The following is a 23261-nucleotide window of genomic DNA, read 5'->3' on the forward strand; positions in this document are numbered from 1 at the left end:
CGCAGATCCCCGACCCTCGTCACGCAGCGGCTTGGTCGCGCCGTTATCGTTAGCGGACAATCCCGGGCTCCCGCGCCAGCCGCCCCCGGCCCGGGCGCAAGGCTGCGCGGGTCTGCCGCGCGGGCGGGCGGACAGCGGGACTTGCCTCACCGTCCGATCGGCTGTTCTCTGAGGCAAAAGGTCGTCAGGCAGCGAAGTCATGGGCGAGCAGGCCAGAGAGACCGGGCGCGTCGATCCGGGCCTGCTTCGGCAGGTCAGCGACATGGCCGGACTGCTGCGCGCGAACCGGTGCGGTCCGCGCATCCTCTGGCTGATCGCCGCGCTTGTGGCGGTGATCTCCGCCACCGCCTATGCGCAGATCCTGCTGAACGCCTGGAACCAGCCGTTCTATGATGCGCTGACACAGAAGGACGTGGGGGCCTTTCTGCGGCAACTGCGGGTGTTTGCGGAACTTGCGGGACTCCTTCTCGTGCTGAACGTCGTGCAGCTCTGGCTTGACCAGACGCTGAAGCTGACGCTGCGACGGGGGCTGTTCGGGGCGCTGCTTGCGGCCTGGATGACGCCGGGCCGGGCGCTGCGGCTGGCCCGGGCCGGCCCCGTCGGCGAGAACCCCGACCAGCGGATGCAGGCCGATGTCGATGCACTGGCCGACCTGACCGGCGCGCTGGGCATCGGCCTGTTCCAGGCGTCGCTGCTGCTCGTGTCCTTCATCGGCGTGCTCTGGCGGCAGTCGAGCGTCGTCGACATCCCCGTCGCGGGCCAGACCTGGAGCATTCCCGGCTTCATGGTCTGGTGCGCGCTGTTCTATGCCGCCGCCGCATCCTGGCTCAGCTGGCGCGTCGGGCGGCCGCTGATGGCGATGAACGCCGAGCGGCTGCAACGCGAGGCGGCCTTCCGGTTCGAACTGGTGCGGATCAACGAGTCGCGCGACGCCATCACGCTCCAGCATGGCGAGGCGGCCGAGAGCGCCCGCATCGAGGCCACCTTCGGCCGGCTGGTGGAGATCATCCACGCCGCCATCCGCGCCACCGCCCGGCTGACCTGGGTCACCGCCGGCTACGGCTGGTTCACCATCGTGGCGCCGATCGTCGCCGCCTCGCCGTTCTACTTCTCGGGCGACATGACCATCGGCGAGCTGATGCTGGTCGTGGGAGCGTTCAACCAGGTGCAGGGCTCGCTGCGCTGGTTCGTGAGCAACTATGCGGTCATCGCGAACTGGCGGGCGACGCTGCTGCGGGTCACGAGCTTCCATCGCGCGCTGGCCGGCCTCGACGCTGAAGCGGGCGGCGGCCCCCGGATCGAGCGGCACGAGACCGGAAGCGGCATCGAGATCGCGGGGCTTCGCGTCGCCACGCCCTATGTCTGCGTCCGCCTCGACCCCGACCGGGTGGTCGTCGCCCCGGGCGAGCGGGTGCTGCTGCAGGGAGCCTCGGGGTCGGGCAAGACCATCCTGTTCCGGGCACTGGCGGGCCTGTGGGATCGGGGCGGAGGGCGGATCGTCATGCCCGCAGCGCGCAGCGTGGTCTATCTTCCGACCCATTCCTACGTCCCGCCGGGCCTTCTGGCCGAGGCGGTCTGCTATCCCCATCCCTGCGGCCGCTACGCCCGTGCCGAGACCGAGGCCGCCCTGCAGGCCGTGGGCCTTGGCGTCTTCATCCCGCGGCTGGGCACATCGGACCGCTGGGACCGGCTGCTGAGCGAGAGCGAGAAGCAGTGCCTGGCCTTCGCGCGCGTCCTTCTGCAGCGACCGGACTGGCTGGTGATGGACGACGCGGTGGGCCAGCTCGACCCGGATGCGCGGATCCGGGTGGTGAAGCTGCTGAAGGGCCGGCTTGGCCACATGGGCCTGCTCGGCATCGGCAACGGCAGCGAGCCCGACGGCCTCTACACCCGGCGTGTGCGGATCGTCACCGATCCGGGCGAGGCCGACCTCTGCCGGTCAGGCGACGGCAGGCGAGGTCCTGCGAAACCCAAGGCGGTCTAGCCCCGCCTGCACCTCGGGCGCCGACATGAATAGGGTCCACAGCAGGCCGCTGCGGTGGTTCTCGATCATGGCGACGATCGGCCCCTGGTCGATGGCCAGGTGGCTGCCCGCGATCCAGCCGGCCGTGTCGTTGAAGGCGTCGACTAAGCCGTACGGCCCCCATAGCGCGCCGCCCCGGTGACCCGCGTAATGGCGCAGCGCCGCCATCGATTCCGCGGGTGTGTAGGGCATCGACGACAGCGCGGCCGTCGGCGCGATGACGCCGCGGTCGTTGGTCGGCGAGAAGGCGGCATAGCCCTGGTCCCCGTCGCAGGCGGTCAGCCCCCAGGCGGGCCCATAACCCGCGAAGCCGCCGGGATTTTCAAGGCAATGCGCACGGTTGATCCGAACATGCGCCCGGTTCTGTTCCCAGTAATCGACGCCATCCTCCTCCAGTCCCCGCGGGTCGAGCCCGAGGAACGAGTAATGCGCGAAGAACAGCGGCCCGCCCATCTCGGGGCCAAGCGGCAGCCGGATGCCGTGGCGGGTCCGGCCGTTGCGGAAGGTCGGGCTGTCCTTCCAGCCCTCGTGATAGGCGCGCGGATCGATCGGGTGGGTGGGAGAGGCCGCGCCCAGCACGAACGTGATCAGCGCCTCGTGCCAGCCGCGCAGCTTAAGGCCCTGCGCGAAGCCGTGCCGCGGGCTCCAGTGCCAGAGGAGGGCGTCAGGCGTCGGGCAGAACCCTGCCCAGTCGACCCCGCGCCAGAGCCGGTCGATCCGGTCCGCAAGCTCCGGGTCGCTTCCCGCCAGATACTGCCGCGCGGTCAGCAGGCCCATCATCAGATAGGCCGTCTCCACGATGTCGCCCCCGTCGTCCTTTGCCGAGAAGGCGATGGTGGCGCCGGTCGCCCCGTGCATCCAGTGCGGAAAGGCGCCGCGATGGCGCGGGCTTGCCGCAAGATGGCGGCAGATCCGGTCGATCCGCGCCGTGACCTCGGCCCGGTCGAGGAAGCCGCGGCCGGCGCCGGCGATCATGGCCATGATGCCGAAGCCGGTGCCTCCGGTCGTGACGGTGTCCTCCCACCCTGCCGCGCCGAAGCGCTCGCGGGCCATTCCGCTGACGGGGTGGGCGAAGTCGGTGAAGTAGCGCAGGGTCTCCCGTTGCACCCGGTCAAGCAGCGCCTCGTCGTCCGGGGTCATGCGTCCCACCGGACGGTCAGCGACTGCAGCTCGCCCGCGTTGGGGCCGACCATCACGAGGAACTCGCCCGGGTCCCAGCCGCGGACCATGGCCTCCAGTGCGGGGCCGTGGTCGTAGCTCAGGTCGTCGACGGTGATCCGGAACACCGCCTCGGCGGTCTCACCCGGGGCGAGGGTCAGGCGGCGGAAGCCCCGCAACTCGCGCACGGGGCGCGAGATCCGCGCAACCGGATCGCGGAGGTAGAGCTGCACCACTTCTGTCCCCCACCGCGCGCCGGTGTTGGTGACGGGCGCGGCGACCTCGAGCACGGCATCCGCGCCCTGAAGCGTGCGCGCACTGGCGCGGAGGGGGCCATGCGCGAAGCTCGTATAGGTCAGGCCGAAGCCCGCGGGGAACAGGGGGCTGTGCGGCCCCTCGAGGATGCAGGCGGTGGTGAACTTGCGGAAGACGCGCCGGCCCGACGCATCGACCTCGGTATCGCCGGGCACGTCCACGCCGATGCCCTCATGCGGGCGGCCGGTTGGCAGTTCCTCGGTGCAGAGCGGAAGCTGCCCGACATGGCGCGGCAGGGCAAGGCTCAGCCGGCCATAGGGTGCGGCGTCGCCGAACAGCACATCGGCGATGGCGTTCCCGCCTTCGGCACCCGGATGGCCCGTCCAGATCAGCGCATCGGCAACCGCGGCCTCCCGCGTCAGCGCGAGCGGACGCCCGGCCATCACGACGAGGATCAGCGGCTTGCCGCTTTCCCGTGCCACCGCCGCCATGGCCTCGACCAGCCCGGCCTGTGCCCCCGGCAGCCCGATGTCGAGCCGCGTCGAGGATTCGCCCGCATGTTCCTTGGCCTCTCCCAGGCAGAGCACGAAGGCATCGGCCTCGTGGGCCACCGCGCGCGCCTCCGCGATCAGGATATCCGCCGGGCGCGGGTCGAGGATCACTGACGGCATCTGGCGATTGTGCATGTTGAGCCGGGCGGCAAGGTTCGGAACGTCAACCAGGTTGCAGCCTCTGGCGTGAAGGATGCGGGTCGGATGGCCCACCCTGCGCATCCCCTCGAGCAGCGTGACGCTGTTCGACGGATCGACGTCGATGGCCCAGGTTCCCTGCAGGTCCACACGGTCATCCGCCAGCGGCCCGATGAGGGCCAGCCTGCCCCCGCGTGCAAGTGGCAGCACGCCGGCGTTCTTCAGCAGCACCAGCGATTTGGCCGCCGCCTCGCGCGCCAGGGCGACATGCTCCGGCGCGCGGATGACGCGGGCGCGCCGGTCTTCGTCCAGCCCGAGCCAGGGGTCGTCGAACAGCCCCAGCCGGGCCTTGGCCTCGAGCACCAGGCGGCAGCGCGCGGTGATCTCGGCCTCGGTCACGGGGCCGAGCGGCCGCGCATCCGGGGCCGCCTGCCCTTCGGCGACCAGCGGCGCCAGATGGCGCAGGAACGCCCCCGAGACGAGATCGATCGTCACCCCGGCCTTGAAGGCCAGATAGGCCGCCTCGCGCGCGTCCGCCGCGATGCCGTGGTTCACCAGTTCGGGGTCTATGGCGGTGAAATCGGTCACGACGATCCCGGTGAAGCCGAAGCGGCGGCGTAGCACGTCGCGCAGCAGCACGGCGTTCGCGGTGGCCGGAACGTCGTTCAGCGCACTGAAGGCCACCATGACCGCGCCGGCCCCTGCGGCGATGGCCGCACGAAACGGCTCCATGATGCGCATCAGCGTCGCCGGGCTTGCCTCGACGGTGGCATAGTCGCGGCCCGCGGCGGCAAGCCCGTAGCCCGCGAAGTGCTTCAGCGTCGCCATGACCCGGTCGGGCCGGGCCAGGTCGCCATCCTCGCCCTGATAGCCCCGTACCACGGCTTCCGCCAGCCGGGCGCAGAGCCAGGGCAGCTCGCCGTGGCCCTCGGCGATCCGCCCCCAGCGGGGGTCGTGGCTGATGTCCAGCATGGGCGCCCAGTTGAGCGTCACCCCGTCCGCCCGTGCCTCGCGCGCCGTCATGGCCGCAATGCGGGCGACCAGACCGGGATCCCACGAGCAGGACTGTGCGAGCGGGATGGGTGCGCCGGTGGCGTAGCGTTGCAGGCAGTCCCTGGCGAAGAAGAGCGGGATGCCGTTCGGCCCCTCCTCGACCGCAAGGCGCTGGAGCCGGCGCCGATCCGCGGCACCCCGGCCGGCCGACGTGCCGCAAAGGTCGCCCTGCCGGATCAGCGTCTCGGTATCCGCCCCTTCGGCGGCCCCCGTGGTCGGAAGGCCCTCGGCATGGGGATAGTTGAGCTGGCCGATCTTCTCGCGCAGCGTCATCCGCGCCAGAAGATCGTCGAAGAACGGGGCGGGCGTCGCAGGATCAGGCATGCGGTATCTCGTCTTCCCGGATGCCAGAGTGGACCGTGATCGCGCGGTCGGCAATGCGGCCTGCGGGACGATGACCCTGCGTCACCCTTCAGGAGAGGGATGCCCGGAAGGCGCCGAAGTGCCGCGTCCTGCAGCGCTTCGGCAAGACGATCTCAAGCCGCCCGGGGGTGCTGCAGCGCAACCTGCGGCGCGAGGGGCGGTGCAGCCTCGACCTCCGCCCGGCCGGCCGTGCGCGGCTGGCTTCTGTCGGTCCTGTGCCCGCCGATCCTGAAATGGGCCATGGCCCGCTCCAGCCCGCTGGCCTGATCCGAGAGCACCCCGGCTTCCGTCGCGAGTTCCGCCGCAGCCATGCTCGTCTGCTGGGTAACGGTGTCGAGCTGCTGGATCGCGGTGGCCACCTGCTGCGCTCCGCTGGCAAGCTCCTGCGAGGCGATGGAAATGCCGCTCACCAAGGCCGAGGTGGCCTCGATGTCGGGGACGAGCCGCGCGAGCATGTCCCCGGCCGAAGCGGCGGTGCTGGCCGTCCGCGTCGAGAGGGTCGAGATCTCGTCGGCGGCGGTGCGGCTGCGCTCTGCGAGCTTGCGGACCTCGGCGGCCACCACGGCGAAGCCGCGACCCTGTTCGCCCGCGCGGGCGGCCTCCACCGCGGCGTTGAGCGCGAGGAGGTCGGTCTGCCGCGCGATTTCCTGCACGACCACGATGCGCTCGGCGATCGACTGCATGGCCGTCACCGCTTCGGCAACGGCCTTCCCCGAGGTGCGCGCATGGTCTGCGGATCGCCGCGCCATCGCCTCGGTCGTGGCGGCGCTTTCGGCGGACTGGCGGATGTTGGCGGCCATCTGCTCGACCGAGGCCGAGGCCTGCTCGGTGGCGGATGCCTGCTCCTGCGCGCCCTGGCTCAGTTCCTCGGAGGTCGATGCCATGCCGGTGCTTCCGGCATTCACCTGCCGGGAGGCGTCCGTCACCGCGCCGACCACCTCGCGCAGCTTGATCACCATGGCGTTGTTGGTGGCAAGGAGTTCGCCGATCTCGTCGCGGCTGCTCACCTGCGCGGTGACCGCCAGGTCGCCCTCGGCCACCTGGCGCGAGAGATGGAGTGCCTGCGCCAGGCCGCGGGAAATGGAGCGGATGATCATGAAGGCCGCAGCGCTGCCTACCAGCGCGGCAATGGCGATCACGATCAGCAGCTCGCGAAGCGCGTCGGCGTAGATCTCGTGCGTTTCCGCGATGACACTCTGCGCCCGCTCGGCCTGGCGGTCGCGGAAGGTCCGCAGCAGATTGCCGCGTTCCACAAGGGCGGCCGCGCCGGCCGGATCGTAGAGCTGCGAAGCGGCCGCCGCCGGATCGCCGGCCCTTGCCAGCTCGAGCGCGCGGTTGGTCACTTCGCGCACCTTCGTGGCGGCGGCGTCATAGGCCAGGAGAAGCCGCTGATCCTCGGCATCGGTGGCAAGCGAGGTGAGCTCCCTGTAGACATCCGCCCTTTGCTTCCGTGCATCCATCAGCTCGTCCTCGAAGCGCGGGCGTGCAGTGGCGTCGGTGGTGATGATCCGGTCGCGCAGGGCGGCTGCGGCACGCTCCTGCTCGGCATTGGCACGCTCGGCCAGTGCCAGGGAGCGGAACTCCACCCGGGCGAGCCGGTCGATCCGGCTGTTGAGCGACTCCATGCGGTGCAGTGCAAGGCCGATTGCCAGCCCGAACAGCAGGAAGACGGTGGCGAAGACGGCAATGAGCTTGATCTTGATGGACATGGCGACAATTCCGTTGGCTCGGGCACGCGGGCCAGGTCCTGGACCGGACGCGGGGCCGGTGCGGCGCTGACGGACGCGGCCTTGGCAAGAGGGGGCGCAGCGTCGTCCGCGGGTCCCGTTATCGACCAGGGAAGTTAAGGCGGCCTCTATGTGCGCCGGCGGCGCTGCGGCATGCGGTCGCAGCGCGGCAGGGCAAGGGCACCGGGCCGTCGCCTGCGCCGGACCGGCGCAGGCCGCGATGCCACGGGCATCATCCGTCGGGCGTTGCCGCCACGGGGGTCATATGATCCTGACCTGCGTTCCGACCGGGCACAGCGCGAAGAGTTCCGCGATCTTCTCGTTGTAGAGGCCGATGCAGCCGTCCGACGACGGTCGCCCGATCTTCCGGGTGTCGTGGGTGCCGTGAATCAGGTAGGCCGGCCAGCCAAGATACATCGCATGCGTGCCGAGCGGATTGCCAGGGCCCGGCGGGATCGGCTTCCAGTCCGGATAGCGCGCCATCTGCGACGGGGTCGGGGTCCAGGACGGGCCCTCCTTCTTCCGCACGATCTCGGTATAGCCGCGCTTCGTCAGCTCGTCCGAGATGGGCACCGAGGTCGGGTAGATGCGATGGTCGCGGCCCGTCGCGTCCCAGAAGTGCAGCGCGCGCGAGGCGGTGTCGGCGACGATGGCGCCCTTGCCGAGCTGCTCGAAATGGTCCTGCCAGTGCTGCATGGCGAAGCCCGAGATGTTCGCCCTGACGGGGGCTGCCTGGGCACCGACGAGGCGGGGCATTGCCGCCATGCTGGCCGCGGCGATGCCGAGGCCGAGGATGCGGCGCCGGGCGATCAAGGTCATGGTGCGTCTCCTTGCGGTTGGTTTGCCTCCGGATGTCGGCGGGGCCTTAAGGCAACCTTAAGCAACGCCCCTCTTTGCCGGGGAGCGGCCGAAGGACTATCTGAGCCAGACCGGGGCAGGAGGGTTTCATGCGCGTTCTGATTGTCGAGGATGATCCGATCCTCGCGGACGGCCTGGCTGTCGGGCTCGGGCTGTCCGGGTTCACCGCGGATGCGGTTGGCACGCTGGCCGATGCCCGCGCGGCGCTCGGGACGGACGATTTCGCGGGGCTCGTGCTCGACATCATGTTGCCGGACGGCTCGGGGCTGACCCTGCTGCGCGAGCTGCGCGCGTCGGGGAGCCGCCTGCCGATCCTGCTGCTGACCGCGCGCGACCGGGTGGCCGACCGGGTTGAGGGGCTGGACGCGGGCGCGGACGACTATCTCGGCAAGCCGTTCGATCTCGACGAGCTGGCGGCGCGACTGCGGGCGATGCTGCGCCGGCAGGACGGGCGGGCCGCCGCGCAGATCAGCTGGAACGGGCTGGTGCTGGACCCCGCGACCTTCGCCGGCCGGCACGATGGCCGCGACCTGCGGTTCTCGCGGCGCGAGGTGGCGCTGTTGCAGGCGCTGCTCGAGCATCCGGGGCGGATCCTGTCCAAGTCGAGCCTGGAAGAGCGGCTTTATGGCTGGCAGGAGGAGGTCGAGAGCAACACCATAGAGGTGCACATCCACAACCTGCGCGCCAAGCTTGGCCGTGGCTTCATCCAGACGGTACGCGGCGCCGGCTATCGCCTGGCGGCCGGCTGATGTCGATCCGCAGCCGGCTGTTCCTGATCCTGATGATCGCCACCAGCCTCGTCTGGCTGTCGGCGGCCGCCCTGATCGGCCAGTCCACGCGCGCCAAGGTAGAGCGCATGCTGGACGCGCGCCTGTCGGAAGCGGCGACGATGGTTGCCTCCCTGATCCCCGACCAGGGGATCGCCGCCGCGCTGGGAGGCCCCCTGGTGCCGCCGCCTGCCGCCGGCTACCATCGGCAGCTCGCCTGTCAGGTCTGGTCGGTCGAGAGCGGCATCCTTGCCCGGTCCGCGGGTGCGCCGGCCGAGGAGATGGCCGGCGCACCCGGGTTCTCGACCGTGGCCCTCGGCGGAGAGACCTGGCGCGTCTTCACGATCGAGACCGCGGGCCTGCGGATCAGCGTGGGCGACAGGACCTCCGCGCGTGACGGGCTGGTCAGGGACGTGGTCATGGGACTGCTGCTGCCGGCCGCCCTTGTCCTTCCGCTGCTTGCCGCGGTCATCTGGCTTGGCCTCGCGCGGGGCCTTGCGCCGCTCCGCCGGCTGGAGGCCGAACTGCACGCCCGATCCCCGGACGAGGTCGACCCGCTGCCCGCCCACCCCGTGCCGGCCGAGATCCGGCCGGTGCGGGACGCGCTGAACGGTCTCTTCGCCCGGCTGCAGCGCGCCCGCGAGGCCGAGCGCGACTTTACCGCCTTCGCCGCGCATGAACTCAAGACGCCGCTGGCGGGCCTTCGCATGCAGGCGCAGATCGCCGCCCGGGCGCCTGACGAGGCGACGCGCGCCCGGGCCCTGTCCGCGATCACCGCGTCGGTGGATCGGACCGACCGGCTGGCCCGGCAACTGCTGGATCTCGCCGCTGTCGAACGCGCCGCCGACCCGGCGGACGGGTTCAGCCCGGCGGGACTGGCGGACGAGGTCCTTGCGGACCTCGCGCCGCTGGCCGAGGCGCAGAAGGTGCGGATCATCCGCCAGTTCGTCCCGGCCCCCCGGCGGCCGCAGGGCGGGTTCCTGTTCCGGGCCGCGCTCCGCAACGTGGTGGAGAATGCGATTCAGGCCTCGCCCGCCGCCGCCGAGGTCACGGTGACCCTGGGCACGGACGGGGAGCAGGTCGTGCTGGCTGTCCGGGATGCCGGTCCCGGCATCGACGAAGCCGAGCGGCCGAAGGTCACGCAGCATTTCTACCGCGGTGCAGGCGCCCGCCCCGGGGGAAGCGGGCTCGGCCTCGTCATCGCCGCCGAGGCCATGGCGCGGCTGGGCGGGGGGCTGACGCTCTGCCCCTCAGACGGGCGGGGCCAGCAGGTCGAACTGACGCTGCCGAACCTGCCGTCGTCGCCACCCGCCGCGGGTCCGACTGTTCGCGCGACGCCGCTGGCCGCAGATCTGCGGATGGGCTAGCCGCGGTCACTTCCGCGGGATGGTCACCGTGAAGGCCCCGCGCAGCTCGCCCACCCTGAAACCGGTGGCCGTATCCTGCGGGTAAAGCGCGCGGATCCGGTCCTGCAACGCGGGATCGACCTCGGGTCCGTGGCAGGTCACGCAGGGTTCCTGCATCGGGATCGCCTTCATGTAGTGGATGCCCGCGTCATCCTCGCGAACCACCTCGAGCGAGGCGGCGGGTTCGCCGGCCTTCAGCCGCTCCTCGAACTGGCGAAGCTGTTCCTCTTCCCACGCATCCGGCGCGTTCGCGGGGTTGCGCGTCCGCAGGGCGGTGCGGCTGATCTCGACGCCGAGGTCCTGCGAGATCTGCGCGGTCAGCGGCAGCGCCTGAAGGTTGCAGGCCTCGACCGCGCCCTGCGGACCGCCGGTGGCCATGGCGTCCTTCAAGGCCTGCTGCAGGGTCTGCTGCAGCTGCTTCGTCGCTTCGCGGGCCTGTGCGACCTCGGGCGTCGCCTCGGCGAGTGCCGGGGGCGCCAGCGGAGCCACCGTCACCAGAAGCGCCCAGCCGCAGCGTCCGATCATCGTTCTGAAAGCTTGCATCATCTTCTCCTTCGACGCGCACCGTCCGCGACACCCCATGCCCGGACAGGACCGTGCGGGCAGAGGCGCGGGTGCGCCTGCTTAGCGTGGGCCGCCGACTTGCAGCGTGACCTAGTCACACGCCGACGGCGCGGCGTCATTCGGGACGGCAGATCTCGTGGCGCCAGATGCCGAGCAGCGTGCGCAGCACGAGGCCCGAAACCACCAGAACCAGCAGCCCGAGAAGCCCCGTGCCGATCATCCGATGGTCTGCCGAAGCGGCCGCCTCGGCATAGGCGAAGCTTGCGATGGTCAGCGCGGCAAGGGGGAAGGACAGCGCCCACCAGGACAGCGCGAACGGCATCCGGGCGAACTTCGGCAGTTGCGTGCCGACGATGAGCGCGAAGACATAGGCGATGCTCAGCAGGATATGGCCGAAGGCGCCAACCTCTCCGGTCAGCTTCAGCCAGGCGACGAACGACACCGCGGGCGGCGCCACGAGGATCATGAGCGTGGGAACCATCCGCCCCGGCAGCGGGTCGTGGAACATCAGCCGGTTCATGACCAGCGTCAGCAGAACGATCCAGAAGACCAGGCCGCCCGAGAAGAAGAGCCAGGCGATCTCGGGGTGGCCGAGGGGCACGCCCGCGATCGGAACGATGACGTTCCCCACCGCCGGGATGAACCAGGCGGGCGTCAGCTGGGCGTGGCTGAACGGCCGGTGGCCGATCCAGGCCGCGATGACCGAGAGTGCCAGCAGCGCCTGCAGGACCGCGCCGGCGATCCACACCTGCCCGGCAAGCGAGGGCGCCTCGTCGAGCAATGCGACCGACAGGAGCAGAAGCGAAATCGGCATCGCCGGAAAGAAGGCGATGCGAACGGGGTGATGCCAGTCGGCCGCGACGGCCGCCGGGTGGAACAGCGCCTTGGCGAGATAGCCCGCGGCCACGAGGCCGAGGAGCGTCAGCGACAGCACCAGCGCCGCCCGCGAGGCCTCGGGCCCTAGGCCGAAGGCGCCTTCGCCGGCCCTGAGCGCCAGCGTCAGGCCCATCATGCCCATGCCCAGGGTGAAGAAGGCGACCGGATAGTGGGCCAGACGCGAATGACCGGCAGTGAGGATGGGTGAGGCTTCCATGGAACGGTCTCTGAGGGTTGGGAGCGCGGCCGGGAAGGGTGTGTTTGGCAACCGGAAGGCCCCCGCCGCCGCGCAGGTCTGTTTTGCCTGTCATAGCCGCCTTTCGCCCGAAGGGATGTGACCACGTCACGCAATCTCGGCCCTTCCTGGTTCCCTTGGTGTCGGCCCCTCCGCGCGACCAGGTCAAGGGCAGACCCGTCCCCCGGCCGGGTTCCGGCAGGGGCTGGTAACGCGGAAACGTGCCGCCTCTTGATCCTGCGCATCGCGCCGGAGATCGGCAGCCCGCAGACTGCGCGCGTCGGAACAGGAGGCGTGTCATGTCCGTCCACTCCACCCCACAGCCGCGGCGGTTCTCCTTCCGTGCGGCTGCAGTCTTTGCCGTGGCCCTGTCGTGTTGTCTGATGCTGGTGTCGGGCCTCGTGCTGATCGCCGCGCCAAGCGGTCGACTCGCCCGCGAGGTCGACTGGACGCTTGTCGGCCTCGACCGCAGCGGCTGGGAGGTCCTCCACCTTGCCGGCTCCGTCCTCTTCGTCGCGGTCGTGCTCTGGCACCTGCTGCTGCATGCGGCGGTGGTGAAGAACCTGCTGTGGAATGCCGCCGCCCACTCGGTCAGCCACCGGCGCGAACTGGCTGTCGCCGCTGCGGCCGTGACGCTGGTGGCGGCGCTCGCCGTTCTGGACCTGCCGCCGGCGTCATGGCTGCGCGCGCTCATGGGCTTCATGCGTCGCGACTTCTGGCAGGACGGCTGAGGCGACGCCCGGCGGGATGCCACGCCCGCCGGACGCAGGAAGATCAGCCGCGCCCGGCAGCGACGGCAGCCTTCACGGCCTCCAGCGCCTCGGGCGTCCAGCCCGGCGCCTCCGTCAGACCGGCCCATGCATCGAGGTAATGCTCGAAGGCGTAGACATGGCCGTGGCCCTTCGGAGGCGTGACCGCCAGCATCAGGTCGAAGGTCAGCTGCAGGAAGGTCACGACCGGAATCCAGACCAGATCGGGCGAGACGTCCGGGCCGAGCGGCGGCTTCATCCACTCGGGCTTCCTCCACAGCGAGGACGGATCGTAGAAGGTGATGGCATCGCTCGGATACTGCAGGAAGACCACCCGGTATGGGCCCCAGGGCGCACGGGCTTCGGCCAGCCGGTTCTGCTGCGTCGTGAACCGGATGACCGAGCCGTCGCGGAATTGCGGCGCCCAGACCGGAGTGTCGGGATTGCGGGCGGCGGCAACGCCTTTCCAGGTGCGGCTGTTGAAGGGCGGCCCGGACCAGAGAGCCCCCGCATAGGGATCGCCGATCACCTGATGCAGGTCATGGCTGAGGTCCGAGTTGAAGGCGCCAAGGCTCAGCCCGTTCAGATAGAGCCGGGGCCGTCGGTCGCGCGGCAGGCTGGTCCAATGGCCGTAGACGGCGGCAAAGACCTCGCGCGCGGTCTCGGCCCCGTAGTCGGGCGCGGCCAGCAGGGCGATCCAGCTGGCCAGGTAGGAATACTGCACCGAGACGCTCGCCACGTCGCCGCGTAGCACGTATTCCATCGCGCGCCGCCCCTCGGGGTCGATCCATCCGGTGCCGGTCGGGGTGACGATCACCAGGTTCGACCGCTCGAAGGCGCCAATGCGGATCAGCTCGGCCAGCGCAAGCTCGGCCCGCGTCGCTGGATCCTCGGCCGAGTTCAGCCCGACATAGACCCTGAGCGGCTCCCTGACCGGCAGGCCGGACCCGGCAGCCCCGGTCATGGCCGCGATCTCGGCGGCATCGGGTCCGGCAGCGATGGTTTCGCGGCCGGCGCGTCCCAGCCCCTCCCATGTCAGGAGCGACCCCGGCCCGCCGGTCTTCAGCGGATCGGCAGGTTGCGGGCTGTCCTCCTCGAACCGGGCGTCGAGTTCGGCGTAGATGCGGTCCAGCGTCCGCATGACGCCGGTGGCCAGAAGGCCGTTGCCGATCGACCAGAACAGTATCGCCGTCGCAAGCAGTGCGACAAGGGCTGCCTGCGGGCGGGGAAGAACATGCGCGAACAGGCGGGACAGCCTGCGCCGGATGCCCCCGAAGAGCCGCGCCGTCAGGACCAGCAGCCCGAAGACCAGAAGCGCCAGCGCCGCGACCGTAAAGGGATCCGCGCTGTCGATCGGCTCCATGTCCATCAGCGCGCGCAGACGGTTCTGCCAGCCCGCCGCCCACCAGAGCGCGAGCCCCGCCGCCGCGGCGCAGCCGAGCATTGCCGCGGCATCCGCCAGCCGGCGCGCCCGCCCCGTCAGGACGGGCAGTTCCAGCGCGACCCAGACCGCCCGCACCAGCACGCCGATCCCGTATCCGGCCGCAAGGCACAACCCGCCCAGCATGCCCTGCACGACCGGCGCCCGCGGCACGAGGCTCGGCGTCAGGGAGGCCGCGAAGAACAGCGTTCCCAGCATCAGGCCGAAGGCCGAGAACGAGCGCAGGAAGGCCGCCGGGACAGCGCGGGCCTGCGGCTCTCCGGCCGCGTCCTGGTCAGGCAGATCTGCGGGCATGCCAGGCCAGGGCGCCGAGCGACAGACCTTCGGCGACGAGGTTGATCCCCAGCATCAGGCCGATCAGCCAGAAGGCCGTGACCGGCATGCTGGCCCACAGCAGCGCCGACAGGACCACCCCCAGCACGCCGCTCGCGAGGACCCAGACCCAGTTCGGAAGTGGCCGCACCGTCAGGGCGAAGATGATCTTCGACACGCCCTCCATCATGAAGAAGACGATCAGCAGCAGCGAGATCACCACCATGCCCTGGCCGACATTGCGCAGAAGCAGCGCGCCGATCAGGATGCCCAGCACGACCGAGATCAGCTGGCTCCAGAAATGCGGGGCCGCGCGGCCGGAGATCAGCCCGATGCCCTGCACCACGCCGCTGATGATCAGCACCCAGCCGAGGATCAGCACGAAGGCGGCGGAGGAGATGACCGGGAAGATCATCGCGAAGAGGCCCGCCGCGATCAGCAATGCGGCCTCCAGCAGGTAGAAGGTGGCATGGCGTCTGACGGGATGATGCGCCGTGCCTTCGTTCACGTGCAGCGAAGTGTCGAGGCCCATGGTCATGGAATACACCCTCCAACGGTTGTCGGCCGCCCTGTCGGCGACCGCGTTGACCACTCATCAGGCGGCGGCCGGCCCGTGCCGGCCCACCGAAACTTACCTTAGGCCGCGACGCGTGGATCCCTGCCGCGGCCGGAGTCAAGCCCGCAGCAGCCCCCGCCGGTCGTGACTGCCCGGCATTGCCGCCGGTTCGCGCCGCTCACTGACCGCGGCCCGGACGGCTACCGATGTCGTGATCGCGGGCTGGCGGGGGTTGGCCATGTCGCGCCTCCGTCCGGGGCGGCTGGTCTTCGTCGTGCTTTTGCTGCCAATCAGGCCGATCCGAATGCCCTCCCGGGGCGTGGAGCGTCCGACGATGCATGCCTCCGGGGGAACGACGGCCTTGACGGTCTTGCCGCCGGCGCTGCCCGCGCCGTCGCTCGGGATGCCCCGCCGCGGCCCCAGCGGGGCGAAGCCGCGCCGTCTCGATCCTGGCTTCCCTGACCTGGCCATACAAGCCGCCCCCTGACGAGGATACGCGAAACATCCCGGGACCGGAGCAGGCGGCCTGCAATCGCCCGGATGATGCCGCCGGCGTCCGGATCCTTTCGAGAAGATGCGATTCGCCGCCAGATCGCAAATGCATTGTGTCCGAGAAGGGAACAAGGCGCGGTTCCGCTGATCGCGTCAGGACCGACCTGCGCTGGACGGACCTCGCAAGCCACCGGCCGAGCCCGGAGCCGTCACGGGATCCAGCCGAGCACCGGCGGGCCGCGCTCTCGGGGACGATCCGGACGAAGGGTTGACCGGATCGGCCTTTCGCGGGAAGCTTGGCGGGTCGGCCGCGCGCCGGCAGATGCCGCCGTGATCCTGTGCCGGGTCGGATCGAGGTCCGTGATGAGCCGCAAGATCTCCGTCAGCTATTCGTCCATTGCGGGGACGCAGGCCGGCCTCGGACGGACGTCCGCGGGACGGACGGTGATTGCCGACCGTCCCCCCGGCGTCGCGGGGGGCGAGGGGCTGGGCTTCAACGGTGCCGAGTTGCTGGCAGCCTCGCTGGGAGGGTGCTTCTGGAACGACCTGCATCACGTGTCCGAGGCGCTCGGCGCGACTGTCAGCGTCCGACGTGTCGAGGCATGGGTCGATCTGGCGGGAGAGCCGCCGCGGATCGTGCGGGCCCACATCGCCGTGGCTCTGGAGGGCGACGCGGCCGAGCGCGTGTTCGAGGAGGCGCGCGACAGCAGCACCATCGCCCACTCGCTTCTGGCGGCCTTCCCCATCGTCTTCGAGCGGCTGGGGGCCTGACCAGCACTGTCGCGCGGAGGACCGACTGGAAGCAACGCCCGGCCGGCATGACAATCATGACTCCTCTGCCCGCGCCTGCGGCGGCAGGGATGTGGGTCCCGGCAGGGCCGGGGCGAGGGTGGCGCGGCAGGAGAAAGGACAGGACATGACGACGGCCAGGAACACGATCTGCCTCTGGTTCGAGAAGGAGGCCGAGCTTGCCGCCCGCTTCTACGCCGAGACCTTCCCGGACAGTTCGGTGGGTGCGATCCTTCACGCTCCGGGCGATTATCCGTCGGGCCGGAAGGGCGACGTGCTCACCGTGGCGTTCACGGTCGCCGGTATCCCGTGCCTCGGGCTGAACGGCGGGCCGACCTTCCGCCACAGCGAGGCCTTCTCGTTCCAGATCGCCACGGACGATCAGGAGGAGACCGACCGCTACTGGAACGCCATCGTCGGCAACGGCGGGCAGGAGAGCGCCTGCGGCTGGTGCAAGGACCGCTGGGGCATCTCGTGGCAGATCACGCCGCGGGTGCTGACCGAGGCGCTGGCGGCGGGTGGCGACGAGGCACGGCGTGCCTTCGATGCGATGATGACGATGCGAAAGATCGACGTGGCCGCAATAGAAGCCGCGCGTCGGGGCTGAGGATGGCACATGCCGGACGGCCCTGCGCCTGCCGCCGCCCGGGCGGGCATCCTGCTTCGGGATGCATGGCGTATCCACCCTGCGATCGCGTCCCGAAGCCAGGGGCCGCGCCCGGCGGCTGAGGCCTTCGGCACGTCGGCCGGTTCCCGCGGCCGACCTCAGCGCAGGCCAAGAAGATGCAGCACGATGCCCGCCCCGCCCGCCGCGGCAAGGACCGTCATCGTCCCGAGCCGCAGGCGAAACACCGCCACCAGCGCCGCCAGAGCCAGCAGCGCCGCCACGGGGTCAAGCGAGCCCGGGACCGGAAGCTCGACACTCAGCGGCCCGGCCGTCAGCCGGCGCGCCTCGGAAAACAGCACATGCAGGCCGAACCAGAGCGCGAGGTTCAGGATCACCCCCACGACGGACGCGGTCACCGCGGTCAGCGCGCCCGAGAGCGCATGGTTGCTGCGCAGCCGCTCCATCCAGGGCGCTCCGAGAAAGATCCAGGCGAAGCAGGGCGCGAAGGTGACCCAGGTGGTCAGCAGCCCGCCGAGGACTGCGGCAAGAAGCGGCGGCAGGCTTCCGGGATCGCGGAAGGCGCCCAGAAAGCCCACGAACTGCGTCACCATGATCAGCGGGCCCGGCGTGGTCTCGGCCATGCCCAGCCCGTCCAGCATCTCGCCGGGACCGAGCCAGCCGTAGGTGCCCACCGCCTCCTGCGCGACATAGGCGAGGACCGCATAGGCCCCGCCGAAGGTCACCACCGCCATCTGGCTGAAGAAGATCGCGATGTCGGCAAACACGCTCTGCGGCGCCACGAGCCAGAGGGCGGCTACCGGCAGCAGCCACAGCGCGAGGCAGACGCTTCCCGCGCGCAGCGCGCCCCGGCGTGCATCGGCGGGGATCGCATCGAGTTCCGCGCCCAGCAGCGTGTCGCGATCCTCCACATGGGTGCCGGCCGAGCCGTGGCCTCCGCTTGACCGGAAGGCCGCCAGCCCAACCCGCGCGCCAAGCCAGCCTGCCGCCGCCGCAGCGAGCACGATCAGGGGGAAGGGGACACCGAAGGCGAAGATGCCGATGAAGGACAGGGCGGCAAGGCCCCTCAGGACATTGTTGCGCAGCGCCCGGCTGCCGATCCGCACCACCGCCTGCAGGACAATGGCAAGCACCGCCGCCTTGAGGCCGAAGAACAGCCCGGCCACCGGCCCCGCGTTGCCATAGAGTGCGTAGATGATGCTGAGCGCCATGATGGCGAGCAGCCCCGGCAGAACGAAGAGTGCCCCTGCGATGAGGCCGCCGCGGGTGCGGTGCAGCAGCCAGCCGATGTAGGTGGCAAGCTGCTGCGCCTCTGGTCCCGGCAGCAGCATGCAGAAGTTGAGCGCGTGCAGGAACCGCCCGTCGCCCAGCCAGCGCTTCTCCTCGACCAGGATCCGGTGCATGACCGCAATCTGCCCCGCGGGGCCGCCGAAGGACAGGAGTGCGATCCGCGCCCAGACGCGCGTGGCCTCGGCAAGGCCGGGATAGCCGCCAGACCGGGAGGGAAGCTCGTGCTTCATGCCGCGGTAGCCGCGGGTCGAGCCGGGACGTGGCGGCAGGGAAGGCGAGCCTCCGCCCGCGGCCCGACGTCTCCGGCAACCCGGGGTTTTCCTGCCCCGTGACGCCGACCCTCCCGCCTGCCGGGGCGGGCCGAACGGCCGGCCTGCGCAAGTGGCCGCCGAAGCACGCCGGTGGCGGAAGACGAACGGAAGGCCATGGCGCGATTACCCTGCAGTCGAGGTTGATGGAAGGCGATCCTGGGCTGGCCCTCGTCGGAGGTCGCATTCTCCAGCGGATGATGGGCGGTCCCGCGACGCCCCGTCAATCCCTGCCGGCCGCGTCCCGCGGCCACGCATTCGCGGTGACCGTGGCGCGGCTGTTCACACGGCGCAGGTCTGTTCACACGGCGCAGGTCCTGTAGGCCTTCCGAGAGATGACCGGCACCCACCGCGGATGTCCAGAGGCCATAGGCCTGGCCGTCGTTCAGTTCTTCGGCCGGCTGGCGGATTCCGTCAGCTCGTCCTTCTTCTGCTGGGCCCAGCGGCGCCCGGGATCGCCACCCCACAGCAGCCACCCCACGTATTCCGGCGACGGATCGTCCTCGTTGCCGAAATTCTCGTCCTGCTTGTGGACCTCCTGCCGGTCGAAGAAGTTCACCATCCGCTTGATCGTCTGCGGCGAGAGCGACTTCCGGCCCTTGAGGTCCCGTGCCCGGGCCACGCCGACATTCGTCCCGCCACGCTTGTACTTCCGCCGAAGTTCCAGCCCGCGTTCGGCCACCGAGGCCACCTCTGGCGGCGGTGTCAGATCAACGCTCTTGTCTTTCATCCTGACCATCACCCCTAGTCTCCCCCCAAGGAAACACTTGTTAACGGGCCGAGGCGGCGTCAGGTTCCCGCCATCGTCACTCCTGCGCGCGAAGAACCTGCGCCGGTCGCGCACGCAGCGGCCGAAGCGCGAAGACCATGCCGGCAAGCAGCGTGGCCAGGATGCCGCCCGCCACGATGGCAAGGGCCGAAACCGGCTCGAACCGGAAGTCGCTGTCCATGACGAAGGTCATCACGGCCCATCCGGCAAGCCCGCCCGCCAGGATCGCCACGAGCCCCGCCGCAGCCCCCAGCAGGGCCGAGCGCAGCGCGAAGCTCGCGAGGATGCGGCCCCGAGTTGCGCCCAGCGTCTTCAGGACCGCCGCCTCGTAGATCCGCCCGCGCTCGCCCGCCGCCGCGGCCCCGATCAGCACGATGAAGCCCGTGACGAGGGTGGCCGCAGCGGCCCAGGCCGTTGCGGTGGCGATGGCCGAAAGCGCCTCGGTCACCCGGTCGATGGCGTCCCGCACCCGGATTGCGGTGATGTTGGGGAAGGCGCTGGCAAGGTCGCGCAGGATCGCGGCCTCGGCCTCGGGTTCGGCATAGACAGTGGCGATGAACGTGTGCGGCGCGCCCTGCAGGGCCGAGGGATTCATCACCATGACAAAGCCCATCCCGGCCGAGGAGAAATCGACCTCGCGGAACGAGGTAATCTCGGCCTCGATGTCGCGCCCGAGGATGTTCACCGTCAGCCGGTCACCCAGCTTCAGGCCGATCTCCTCGGCTTCCTCGGCGGCGAAGGAGACCTGCGCCGGCCCCTGATAATCGGCCGGCCAGAAGCTGCCGGCGACCACCCGGCCGCTCTCGGGCGGCGTCGCGGCGTAGGAGATGCCGCGGTCACCGCGCACCACCCAGTGCTCGCCCGCCACCTCGCGCGCGGGACGCCCGTTGATCCGGGTCAGCACGCCGCGCAGCATCGGCGCGGCCTCGACGCGGCTGACCGCGGCATCCTCCTGCACGCGGCGCAGGAAGCCGTCGATCTGGTCCTGCTGGATGTCCACGAAGAAATAGGACGGCGCGCGCTCCGGCAGGTCGCGGTCGATCGCGGCGCGAAGGTTCGCGTCGATCTGCCCCACCGCCGCCAACACCGAGAGGCCAAGGCCAAGCGACAGCACGACCGACACCGCCTCTTCCCGCGGCCCGCCGATCGCGCCGAGCGCGAGGCGCAGCGCCGTCCGCCCGCGCGCCAGACCCGAGCGCGCCGCCCGGCGCGCCACGCGGCGCAGCGCAAGCGCCGCAAGCAGCAGCACCGCCAGCGCGCCGGCAATGCCTCCCGCCGTCCCGAGCGCAAGCAGCGCCGTGCCCGAGAAGGCCACCGCGCCGCCCACCAGCAGCGCCGCAAGGCCGGCAAGCGCCAGAAGCCACTGCCAGCGCGGCCGGGCCTCGCCTCCCGCGCCGCGGTAAAGCGCCGCCGCGCGCACGCCTTCCGTCCGCGCAAGCGGCCAGAGGGTGAAGAGAAGCGCCGTCACGATGCCGTAGAACGCGGCCTCCGCCAGCGGCCCGGGGTAAAGGCCGAAGGTGATCGGAAATGGCAGCGAGGCCACGATGAAGGGCGAGGCCGCCAGCGGCAGCAGGATGCCGATCCCCAACCCGACCGTTACGCCAAGCGCCGTCAGCACGCCGATCTGGATCAGATAGGCAAGGAAGATCGTCCGCCCCTCGGCGCCCAGCGTGCGCAGCGTGGCGATGGTGGCGATCTTGCCCTCCAGATAGGCGCGGACGGCGGCCGAGATCCCGACCCCGCCGACGGCAAGGCCTGCAAGCCCCACGAGCACGAGGAACGAGCCGGTGCGGTCCACGAACCGCTCCACCCCCGGGCTTGCGCGCCGGCTGTCGGACCAGCGCATGCCCTTGTCGCGGAAGGCGGCCTCCGCCTCGGCCTGCGCGGCCGCGAGATCGGTGCCCTCGGGCAGGTCGAGCCGGTATTCGGTCTCGTAAAGCGTCCCCGGTCCCAGCAGGCCGGACCGCGCCAGATCCGCTGTCAGAACCAGCGTCCGCGGTGCGAGCGAGAAGCCACCCGTGGCACTGTCCGGCTCGCGGTCGAGCACCGCGCCGAGGCGGAAGGACTGCGTACCGAGCCGGAAGCTTTCGCCCACCGCCAGCCCCAGCCGGTCGGCCAGAACCCTGTCCATCACCGCGCCGGGCAGGCCGCTGCCGCCCTCCAGAACATCTGCCAGCGGGAAGGGCGGGTCGATCACCAGCTCTCCCAGCAGCGGGTAGAGGTCATCGACCGCCTTCACCTGGGTCAGCGCGCGTTCCTCGCCCACCACGGCCATCGAGCGGAACTCGACCACCTCGGAAACCCGGCTTGCGCGGGCCTCCATCCACGCCCGTTCGTCCGGCGTGGCCTTGCGATAGGTCAGCTCCATCTGCGCATCGCCGCCCAGCAGCACCGCGCCCTGTTCGGTCAGCCCGGCCTCGATCGCCGCCCGCACGAGGCCCACGGCCGCAATCGCCGCCACCCCGAGCGCGAGGCAGGCAAGGAAGACCCGGAAGCCCTGCAGGCCCCCGCGCAGCTCGCGCCGCGCAATCCGCGCCGCGATGCTCATGCCGCCTTCCGCTCCTCGCCGGCGACGAGGCCATCGGCCAGCCGCACGATCCGGTCGCAGCGCGCCGCAAGCTCCGGCGCATGGGTGACCAGCACGAGCGTTGCGCCGTGCCGGTCGCGCAGACCGAACAGCAGGTCCATGATCGCCGCCCCGTTCACCCCGTCGAGGTTGCCGGTCGGCTCATCGGCCAGAAGGATCGCCGGGCGCGGCGCGGCCGCTCGGGCCAGGGCCACGCGCTGCTGCTCGCCGCCCGACATCTGCGCGGGGTAGTGGTCCACCCGCTTGCCCAGACCCACAGCGCGCAGCTCCGCCTCGGCGCGGTCGAAGGCATCGGCAACGCCCGCCAGTTCCAGCGGCACCGCGACGTTTTCCAGCGCGGTCATCGTGGGGATGAGGTGGAAAGACTGGAACACCACGCCCATATTCCCCCGGCGGAACCGGGCAAGCTGATCCTCGTCCATCTCGGTCAGGTCATGGCCAAGCGCGGTGACGGACCCTCCGGTGGCGCGTTCCAGCCCGCCCATCAGCATCAGGAGCGAGGATTTGCCCGATCCCGACGGCCCCACGAGCCCCAGCGTCTCGCCGCGCCGGACCTCGAGCGTGATCCCCTTGAGGATCTCGACCGGACCCGCATTGCCTGCCAACGTCAGCCGCGCATCGTTCAGCGCCAGGATGGTCTCGCTCATGCACCTTGCCTTTTCCAGCCACAGCCCCCGATATGGCGCGATCCGCGCGCTGCGCAACGTCTCGCTCGCCCTCGTGTTCTCGGCCACGGCCGCCGCCGCGGAACCCGGCCCGGCGGTCACTGTCCTGGCGCTCGGCGACAGCCTGACCGCAGGCTACGGCCTGCCGGAGGGCGAGGGCTTCGTGCCACAGCTCGAACACTGGCTTGAATCGCATGGCGAGGAGGTCGAGGTGGTGAACGCGGGCGTCTCGGGCGACACCACCGCCGGCGGCCTCGCCCGCCTGAACTGGAGCCTGACGCCCGAGGTCGATGCCATGATCGTGAACCTCGGCGGCAACGACCTGCTGCGTGGTCTCGACCCGGCGATGAGCCGCGCGAACCTGCAGGCCATCCTCGAGGAGGCCCGCGCCCGCGACATGCCGGTGCTGCTCGTCGGGCTCGAGGCGCCGGGAAACTACGGACCCGACTACAAGCAGGCCTTCGACGCGATCTATCCCGACCTCGCCCGGCAGTTTCAGGCCGATCTCGAGCGCAGCTTCTTCGCGCCTCTGACCGCGCGCCTCGACGAGGCCGACGCGCGCCAGCGCTACATGCAGCCCGACGGCATCCACCCCAGCGCCGAGGGCGTCGCATTGATCGTCGAAGCGATCGGTCCGCGGGTGAAGGCCCTCGTCGAGCGGGCGCGGGACTGACCTCGGTTGATGCGGATGCCTGCTCGATCAT

Annotated in this window: 19 protein-coding genes; 7 read left to right on the top strand and 12 right to left on the bottom strand. The window is 70.7% G+C overall.

Annotation, left to right across the window (positions count from 1 at the left end; all coding sequences use genetic code 11):
• Positions 1–199: 199 nt before the first annotated feature.
• Positions 200–1984 (top strand): ABC transporter ATP-binding protein/permease, encoded by a 1785-nt coding sequence (locus CK951_RS18535; protein ID WP_096787692.1) that lies wholly within the window; start codon positions 200–202, stop codon positions 1982–1984.
• Here the strand turns inward: CK951_RS18535 and CK951_RS18540 are convergent.
• The 4 genes from CK951_RS18540 to CK951_RS18555 all read right to left on the bottom strand — a co-directional run bounded on the left by CK951_RS18540 (position 1940) and on the right by CK951_RS18555 (position 8087).
• On the bottom strand, positions 1940–3163 hold the full coding sequence (locus tag CK951_RS18540) for a glucoamylase family protein (RefSeq protein WP_096787693.1): 1224 nt from the start codon (positions 3161–3163) through the stop codon (positions 1940–1942). The genes CK951_RS18535 and CK951_RS18540 overlap by 45 nt on opposite strands.
• The gene (locus CK951_RS18545) at positions 3160–5502 is read right to left on the bottom strand and encodes a glycoside hydrolase family 3 N-terminal domain-containing protein (RefSeq protein WP_096787694.1); all 2343 of its coding nucleotides are present in this window, start codon (positions 5500–5502) and stop codon (positions 3160–3162) included. Before CK951_RS18545 ends, CK951_RS18540 begins: the two co-directional genes overlap by 4 nt.
• Before the next feature lie 152 nt (positions 5503–5654).
• Positions 5655–7250, bottom strand: a complete 1596-nt coding sequence (locus CK951_RS18550; RefSeq protein WP_096787695.1) for a methyl-accepting chemotaxis protein — start codon at positions 7248–7250, stop codon at positions 5655–5657.
• A 279-nt stretch (positions 7251–7529) separates the two neighbouring features.
• A complete protein-coding gene (locus CK951_RS18555) occupies positions 7530–8087 on the bottom strand; it encodes a L,D-transpeptidase (RefSeq protein ID WP_096787696.1) in 558 nt (185 codons plus the stop codon).
• A 128-nt stretch (positions 8088–8215) separates the two neighbouring features.
• Here CK951_RS18555 and CK951_RS18560 point away from each other — a divergent pair, with 128 nt between their 5' ends.
• Positions 8216–8875, top strand: coding sequence for a response regulator transcription factor (locus tag CK951_RS18560; protein WP_096787697.1), 660 nt, complete (start codon positions 8216–8218; stop codon positions 8873–8875).
• Positions 8875–10260: an ATP-binding protein gene (locus CK951_RS21940; protein WP_269770563.1), complete on the top strand. Its 1386-nt coding sequence runs from the start codon at positions 8875–8877 to the stop codon at positions 10258–10260. The genes CK951_RS18560 and CK951_RS21940 overlap by 1 nt, the downstream gene beginning before the upstream one ends.
• A 6-nt stretch (positions 10261–10266) precedes the next feature.
• Here CK951_RS21940 and CK951_RS18570 read toward each other — a convergent pair whose 3' ends face one another.
• Both CK951_RS18570 and CK951_RS18575 read right to left on the bottom strand, forming a co-directional pair.
• Positions 10267–10842, bottom strand: coding sequence for a DUF3365 domain-containing protein (locus tag CK951_RS18570; RefSeq protein ID WP_232520743.1), 576 nt, complete (start codon positions 10840–10842; stop codon positions 10267–10269).
• A gap of 136 nt (positions 10843–10978) precedes the next feature.
• Positions 10979–11956, bottom strand: coding sequence for an SLAC1 anion channel family protein (locus CK951_RS18575; protein ID WP_096787700.1), 978 nt, complete (start codon positions 11954–11956; stop codon positions 10979–10981).
• Positions 11957–12273: 317 nt separating this feature from the next.
• On the opposite strand from CK951_RS18575, the gene CK951_RS18580 reads away from it, so the two are divergent.
• Complete coding sequence (locus CK951_RS18580; protein WP_096787701.1) at positions 12274–12705, top strand: DUF4405 domain-containing protein; 432 nt, start codon at positions 12274–12276, stop codon at positions 12703–12705.
• A gap of 43 nt (positions 12706–12748) precedes the next feature.
• On the opposite strand, the gene CK951_RS18585 is transcribed toward CK951_RS18580, so the two are convergent.
• Both CK951_RS18585 and CK951_RS18590 read right to left on the bottom strand, forming a co-directional pair.
• The gene (locus CK951_RS18585; RefSeq protein WP_096787702.1) at positions 12749–14458 is read right to left on the bottom strand and encodes an alpha/beta-hydrolase family protein; all 1710 of its coding nucleotides are present in this window, start codon (positions 14456–14458) and stop codon (positions 12749–12751) included.
• The gene (locus CK951_RS18590) at positions 14439–15014 is read right to left on the bottom strand and encodes an HdeD family acid-resistance protein (RefSeq protein ID WP_096787703.1); all 576 of its coding nucleotides are present in this window, start codon (positions 15012–15014) and stop codon (positions 14439–14441) included. The genes CK951_RS18585 and CK951_RS18590 overlap by 20 nt, the downstream gene beginning before the upstream one ends.
• Positions 15015–15887: 873 nt before the next feature.
• On the opposite strand from CK951_RS18590, the gene CK951_RS18600 reads away from it, so the two are divergent.
• Both CK951_RS18600 and CK951_RS18605 read left to right on the top strand, forming a co-directional pair.
• On the top strand, positions 15888–16295 hold the full coding sequence (locus tag CK951_RS18600) for an OsmC family protein (protein ID WP_096787705.1): 408 nt from the start codon (positions 15888–15890) through the stop codon (positions 16293–16295).
• A 145-nt stretch (positions 16296–16440) separates the two neighbouring features.
• Positions 16441–16920 carry a VOC family protein gene (locus tag CK951_RS18605; protein ID WP_096787706.1) on the top strand — a complete coding sequence of 160 codons (480 nt, stop codon included), beginning with the start codon at positions 16441–16443 and terminating at the stop codon, positions 16918–16920.
• A gap of 158 nt (positions 16921–17078) precedes the next feature.
• On the opposite strand, the gene chrA is transcribed toward CK951_RS18605, so the two are convergent.
• The 4 genes from chrA to CK951_RS18625 form a co-directional block, all read right to left on the bottom strand.
• Positions 17079–18458 (bottom strand): chromate efflux transporter, encoded by a 1380-nt coding sequence (chrA, locus tag CK951_RS18610; RefSeq protein ID WP_096787707.1) that lies wholly within the window; start codon positions 18456–18458, stop codon positions 17079–17081.
• 463 nt (positions 18459–18921) lie between these two features.
• Entirely contained in the window at positions 18922–19275 is a 354-nt protein-coding gene (locus CK951_RS18615; RefSeq protein WP_096787708.1) for a hypothetical protein, read from the bottom strand.
• Between the two features lie 67 nt (positions 19276–19342).
• Positions 19343–21853, bottom strand: coding sequence for an ABC transporter permease (locus tag CK951_RS18620; RefSeq protein WP_096787709.1), 2511 nt, complete (start codon positions 21851–21853; stop codon positions 19343–19345).
• The gene (locus CK951_RS18625) at positions 21850–22539 is read right to left on the bottom strand and encodes an ABC transporter ATP-binding protein (RefSeq protein ID WP_096787710.1); all 690 of its coding nucleotides are present in this window, start codon (positions 22537–22539) and stop codon (positions 21850–21852) included. The genes CK951_RS18620 and CK951_RS18625 overlap by 4 nt, the downstream gene beginning before the upstream one ends.
• On the opposite strand from CK951_RS18625, the gene CK951_RS18630 reads away from it, so the two are divergent.
• Complete coding sequence (locus CK951_RS18630; protein ID WP_198402475.1) at positions 22538–23230, top strand: arylesterase; 693 nt, start codon at positions 22538–22540, stop codon at positions 23228–23230. The two genes, CK951_RS18625 and CK951_RS18630, sit on opposite strands and share 2 nt — an antisense overlap.
• Positions 23231–23261 lie beyond the last annotated feature (31 nt).

This window comes from Rhodobacter sp. CZR27 (assembly GCF_002407205.1).
Lineage (GTDB): Bacteria > Pseudomonadota > Alphaproteobacteria > Rhodobacterales > Rhodobacteraceae > Cereibacter_A.

Coding starts and splice junctions, on each gene's coding strand:
- CK951_RS18535 (WP_096787692.1), top strand. CDS start 200: ATGGGCGAGCAGGCCAGAGAGACCGGGCGCGTCGATCCGGGCCTGCTT.
- CK951_RS18540 (WP_096787693.1), bottom strand. CDS start 3,163: ATGACCCCGGACGACGAGGCGCTGCTTGACCGGGTGCAACGGGAGACC.
- CK951_RS18545 (WP_096787694.1), bottom strand. CDS start 5,502: ATGCCTGATCCTGCGACGCCCGCCCCGTTCTTCGACGATCTTCTGGCG.
- CK951_RS18550 (WP_096787695.1), bottom strand. CDS start 7,250: ATGTCCATCAAGATCAAGCTCATTGCCGTCTTCGCCACCGTCTTCCTG.
- CK951_RS18555 (WP_096787696.1), bottom strand. CDS start 8,087: ATGACCTTGATCGCCCGGCGCCGCATCCTCGGCCTCGGCATCGCCGCG.
- CK951_RS18560 (WP_096787697.1), top strand. CDS start 8,216: ATGCGCGTTCTGATTGTCGAGGATGATCCGATCCTCGCGGACGGCCTG.
- CK951_RS21940 (WP_269770563.1), top strand. CDS start 8,875: ATGTCGATCCGCAGCCGGCTGTTCCTGATCCTGATGATCGCCACCAGC.
- CK951_RS18570 (WP_232520743.1), bottom strand. CDS start 10,842: ATGCAAGCTTTCAGAACGATGATCGGACGCTGCGGCTGGGCGCTTCTG.
- CK951_RS18575 (WP_096787700.1), bottom strand. CDS start 11,956: ATGGAAGCCTCACCCATCCTCACTGCCGGTCATTCGCGTCTGGCCCAC.
- CK951_RS18580 (WP_096787701.1), top strand. CDS start 12,274: ATGTCCGTCCACTCCACCCCACAGCCGCGGCGGTTCTCCTTCCGTGCG.
- CK951_RS18585 (WP_096787702.1), bottom strand. CDS start 14,458: ATGCCCGCAGATCTGCCTGACCAGGACGCGGCCGGAGAGCCGCAGGCC.
- CK951_RS18590 (WP_096787703.1), bottom strand. CDS start 15,014: ATGACCATGGGCCTCGACACTTCGCTGCACGTGAACGAAGGCACGGCG.
- CK951_RS18600 (WP_096787705.1), top strand. CDS start 15,888: ATGAGCCGCAAGATCTCCGTCAGCTATTCGTCCATTGCGGGGACGCAG.
- CK951_RS18605 (WP_096787706.1), top strand. CDS start 16,441: ATGACGACGGCCAGGAACACGATCTGCCTCTGGTTCGAGAAGGAGGCC.
- chrA (WP_096787707.1), bottom strand. CDS start 18,458: ATGAAGCACGAGCTTCCCTCCCGGTCTGGCGGCTATCCCGGCCTTGCC.
- CK951_RS18615 (WP_096787708.1), bottom strand. CDS start 19,275: ATGGTCAGGATGAAAGACAAGAGCGTTGATCTGACACCGCCGCCAGAG.
- CK951_RS18620 (WP_096787709.1), bottom strand. CDS start 21,853: ATGAGCATCGCGGCGCGGATTGCGCGGCGCGAGCTGCGCGGGGGCCTG.
- CK951_RS18630 (WP_198402475.1), top strand. CDS start 22,538: ATGCACCTTGCCTTTTCCAGCCACAGCCCCCGATATGGCGCGATCCGC.
- CK951_RS18625 (WP_096787710.1), bottom strand. CDS start 22,539: ATGAGCGAGACCATCCTGGCGCTGAACGATGCGCGGCTGACGTTGGCA.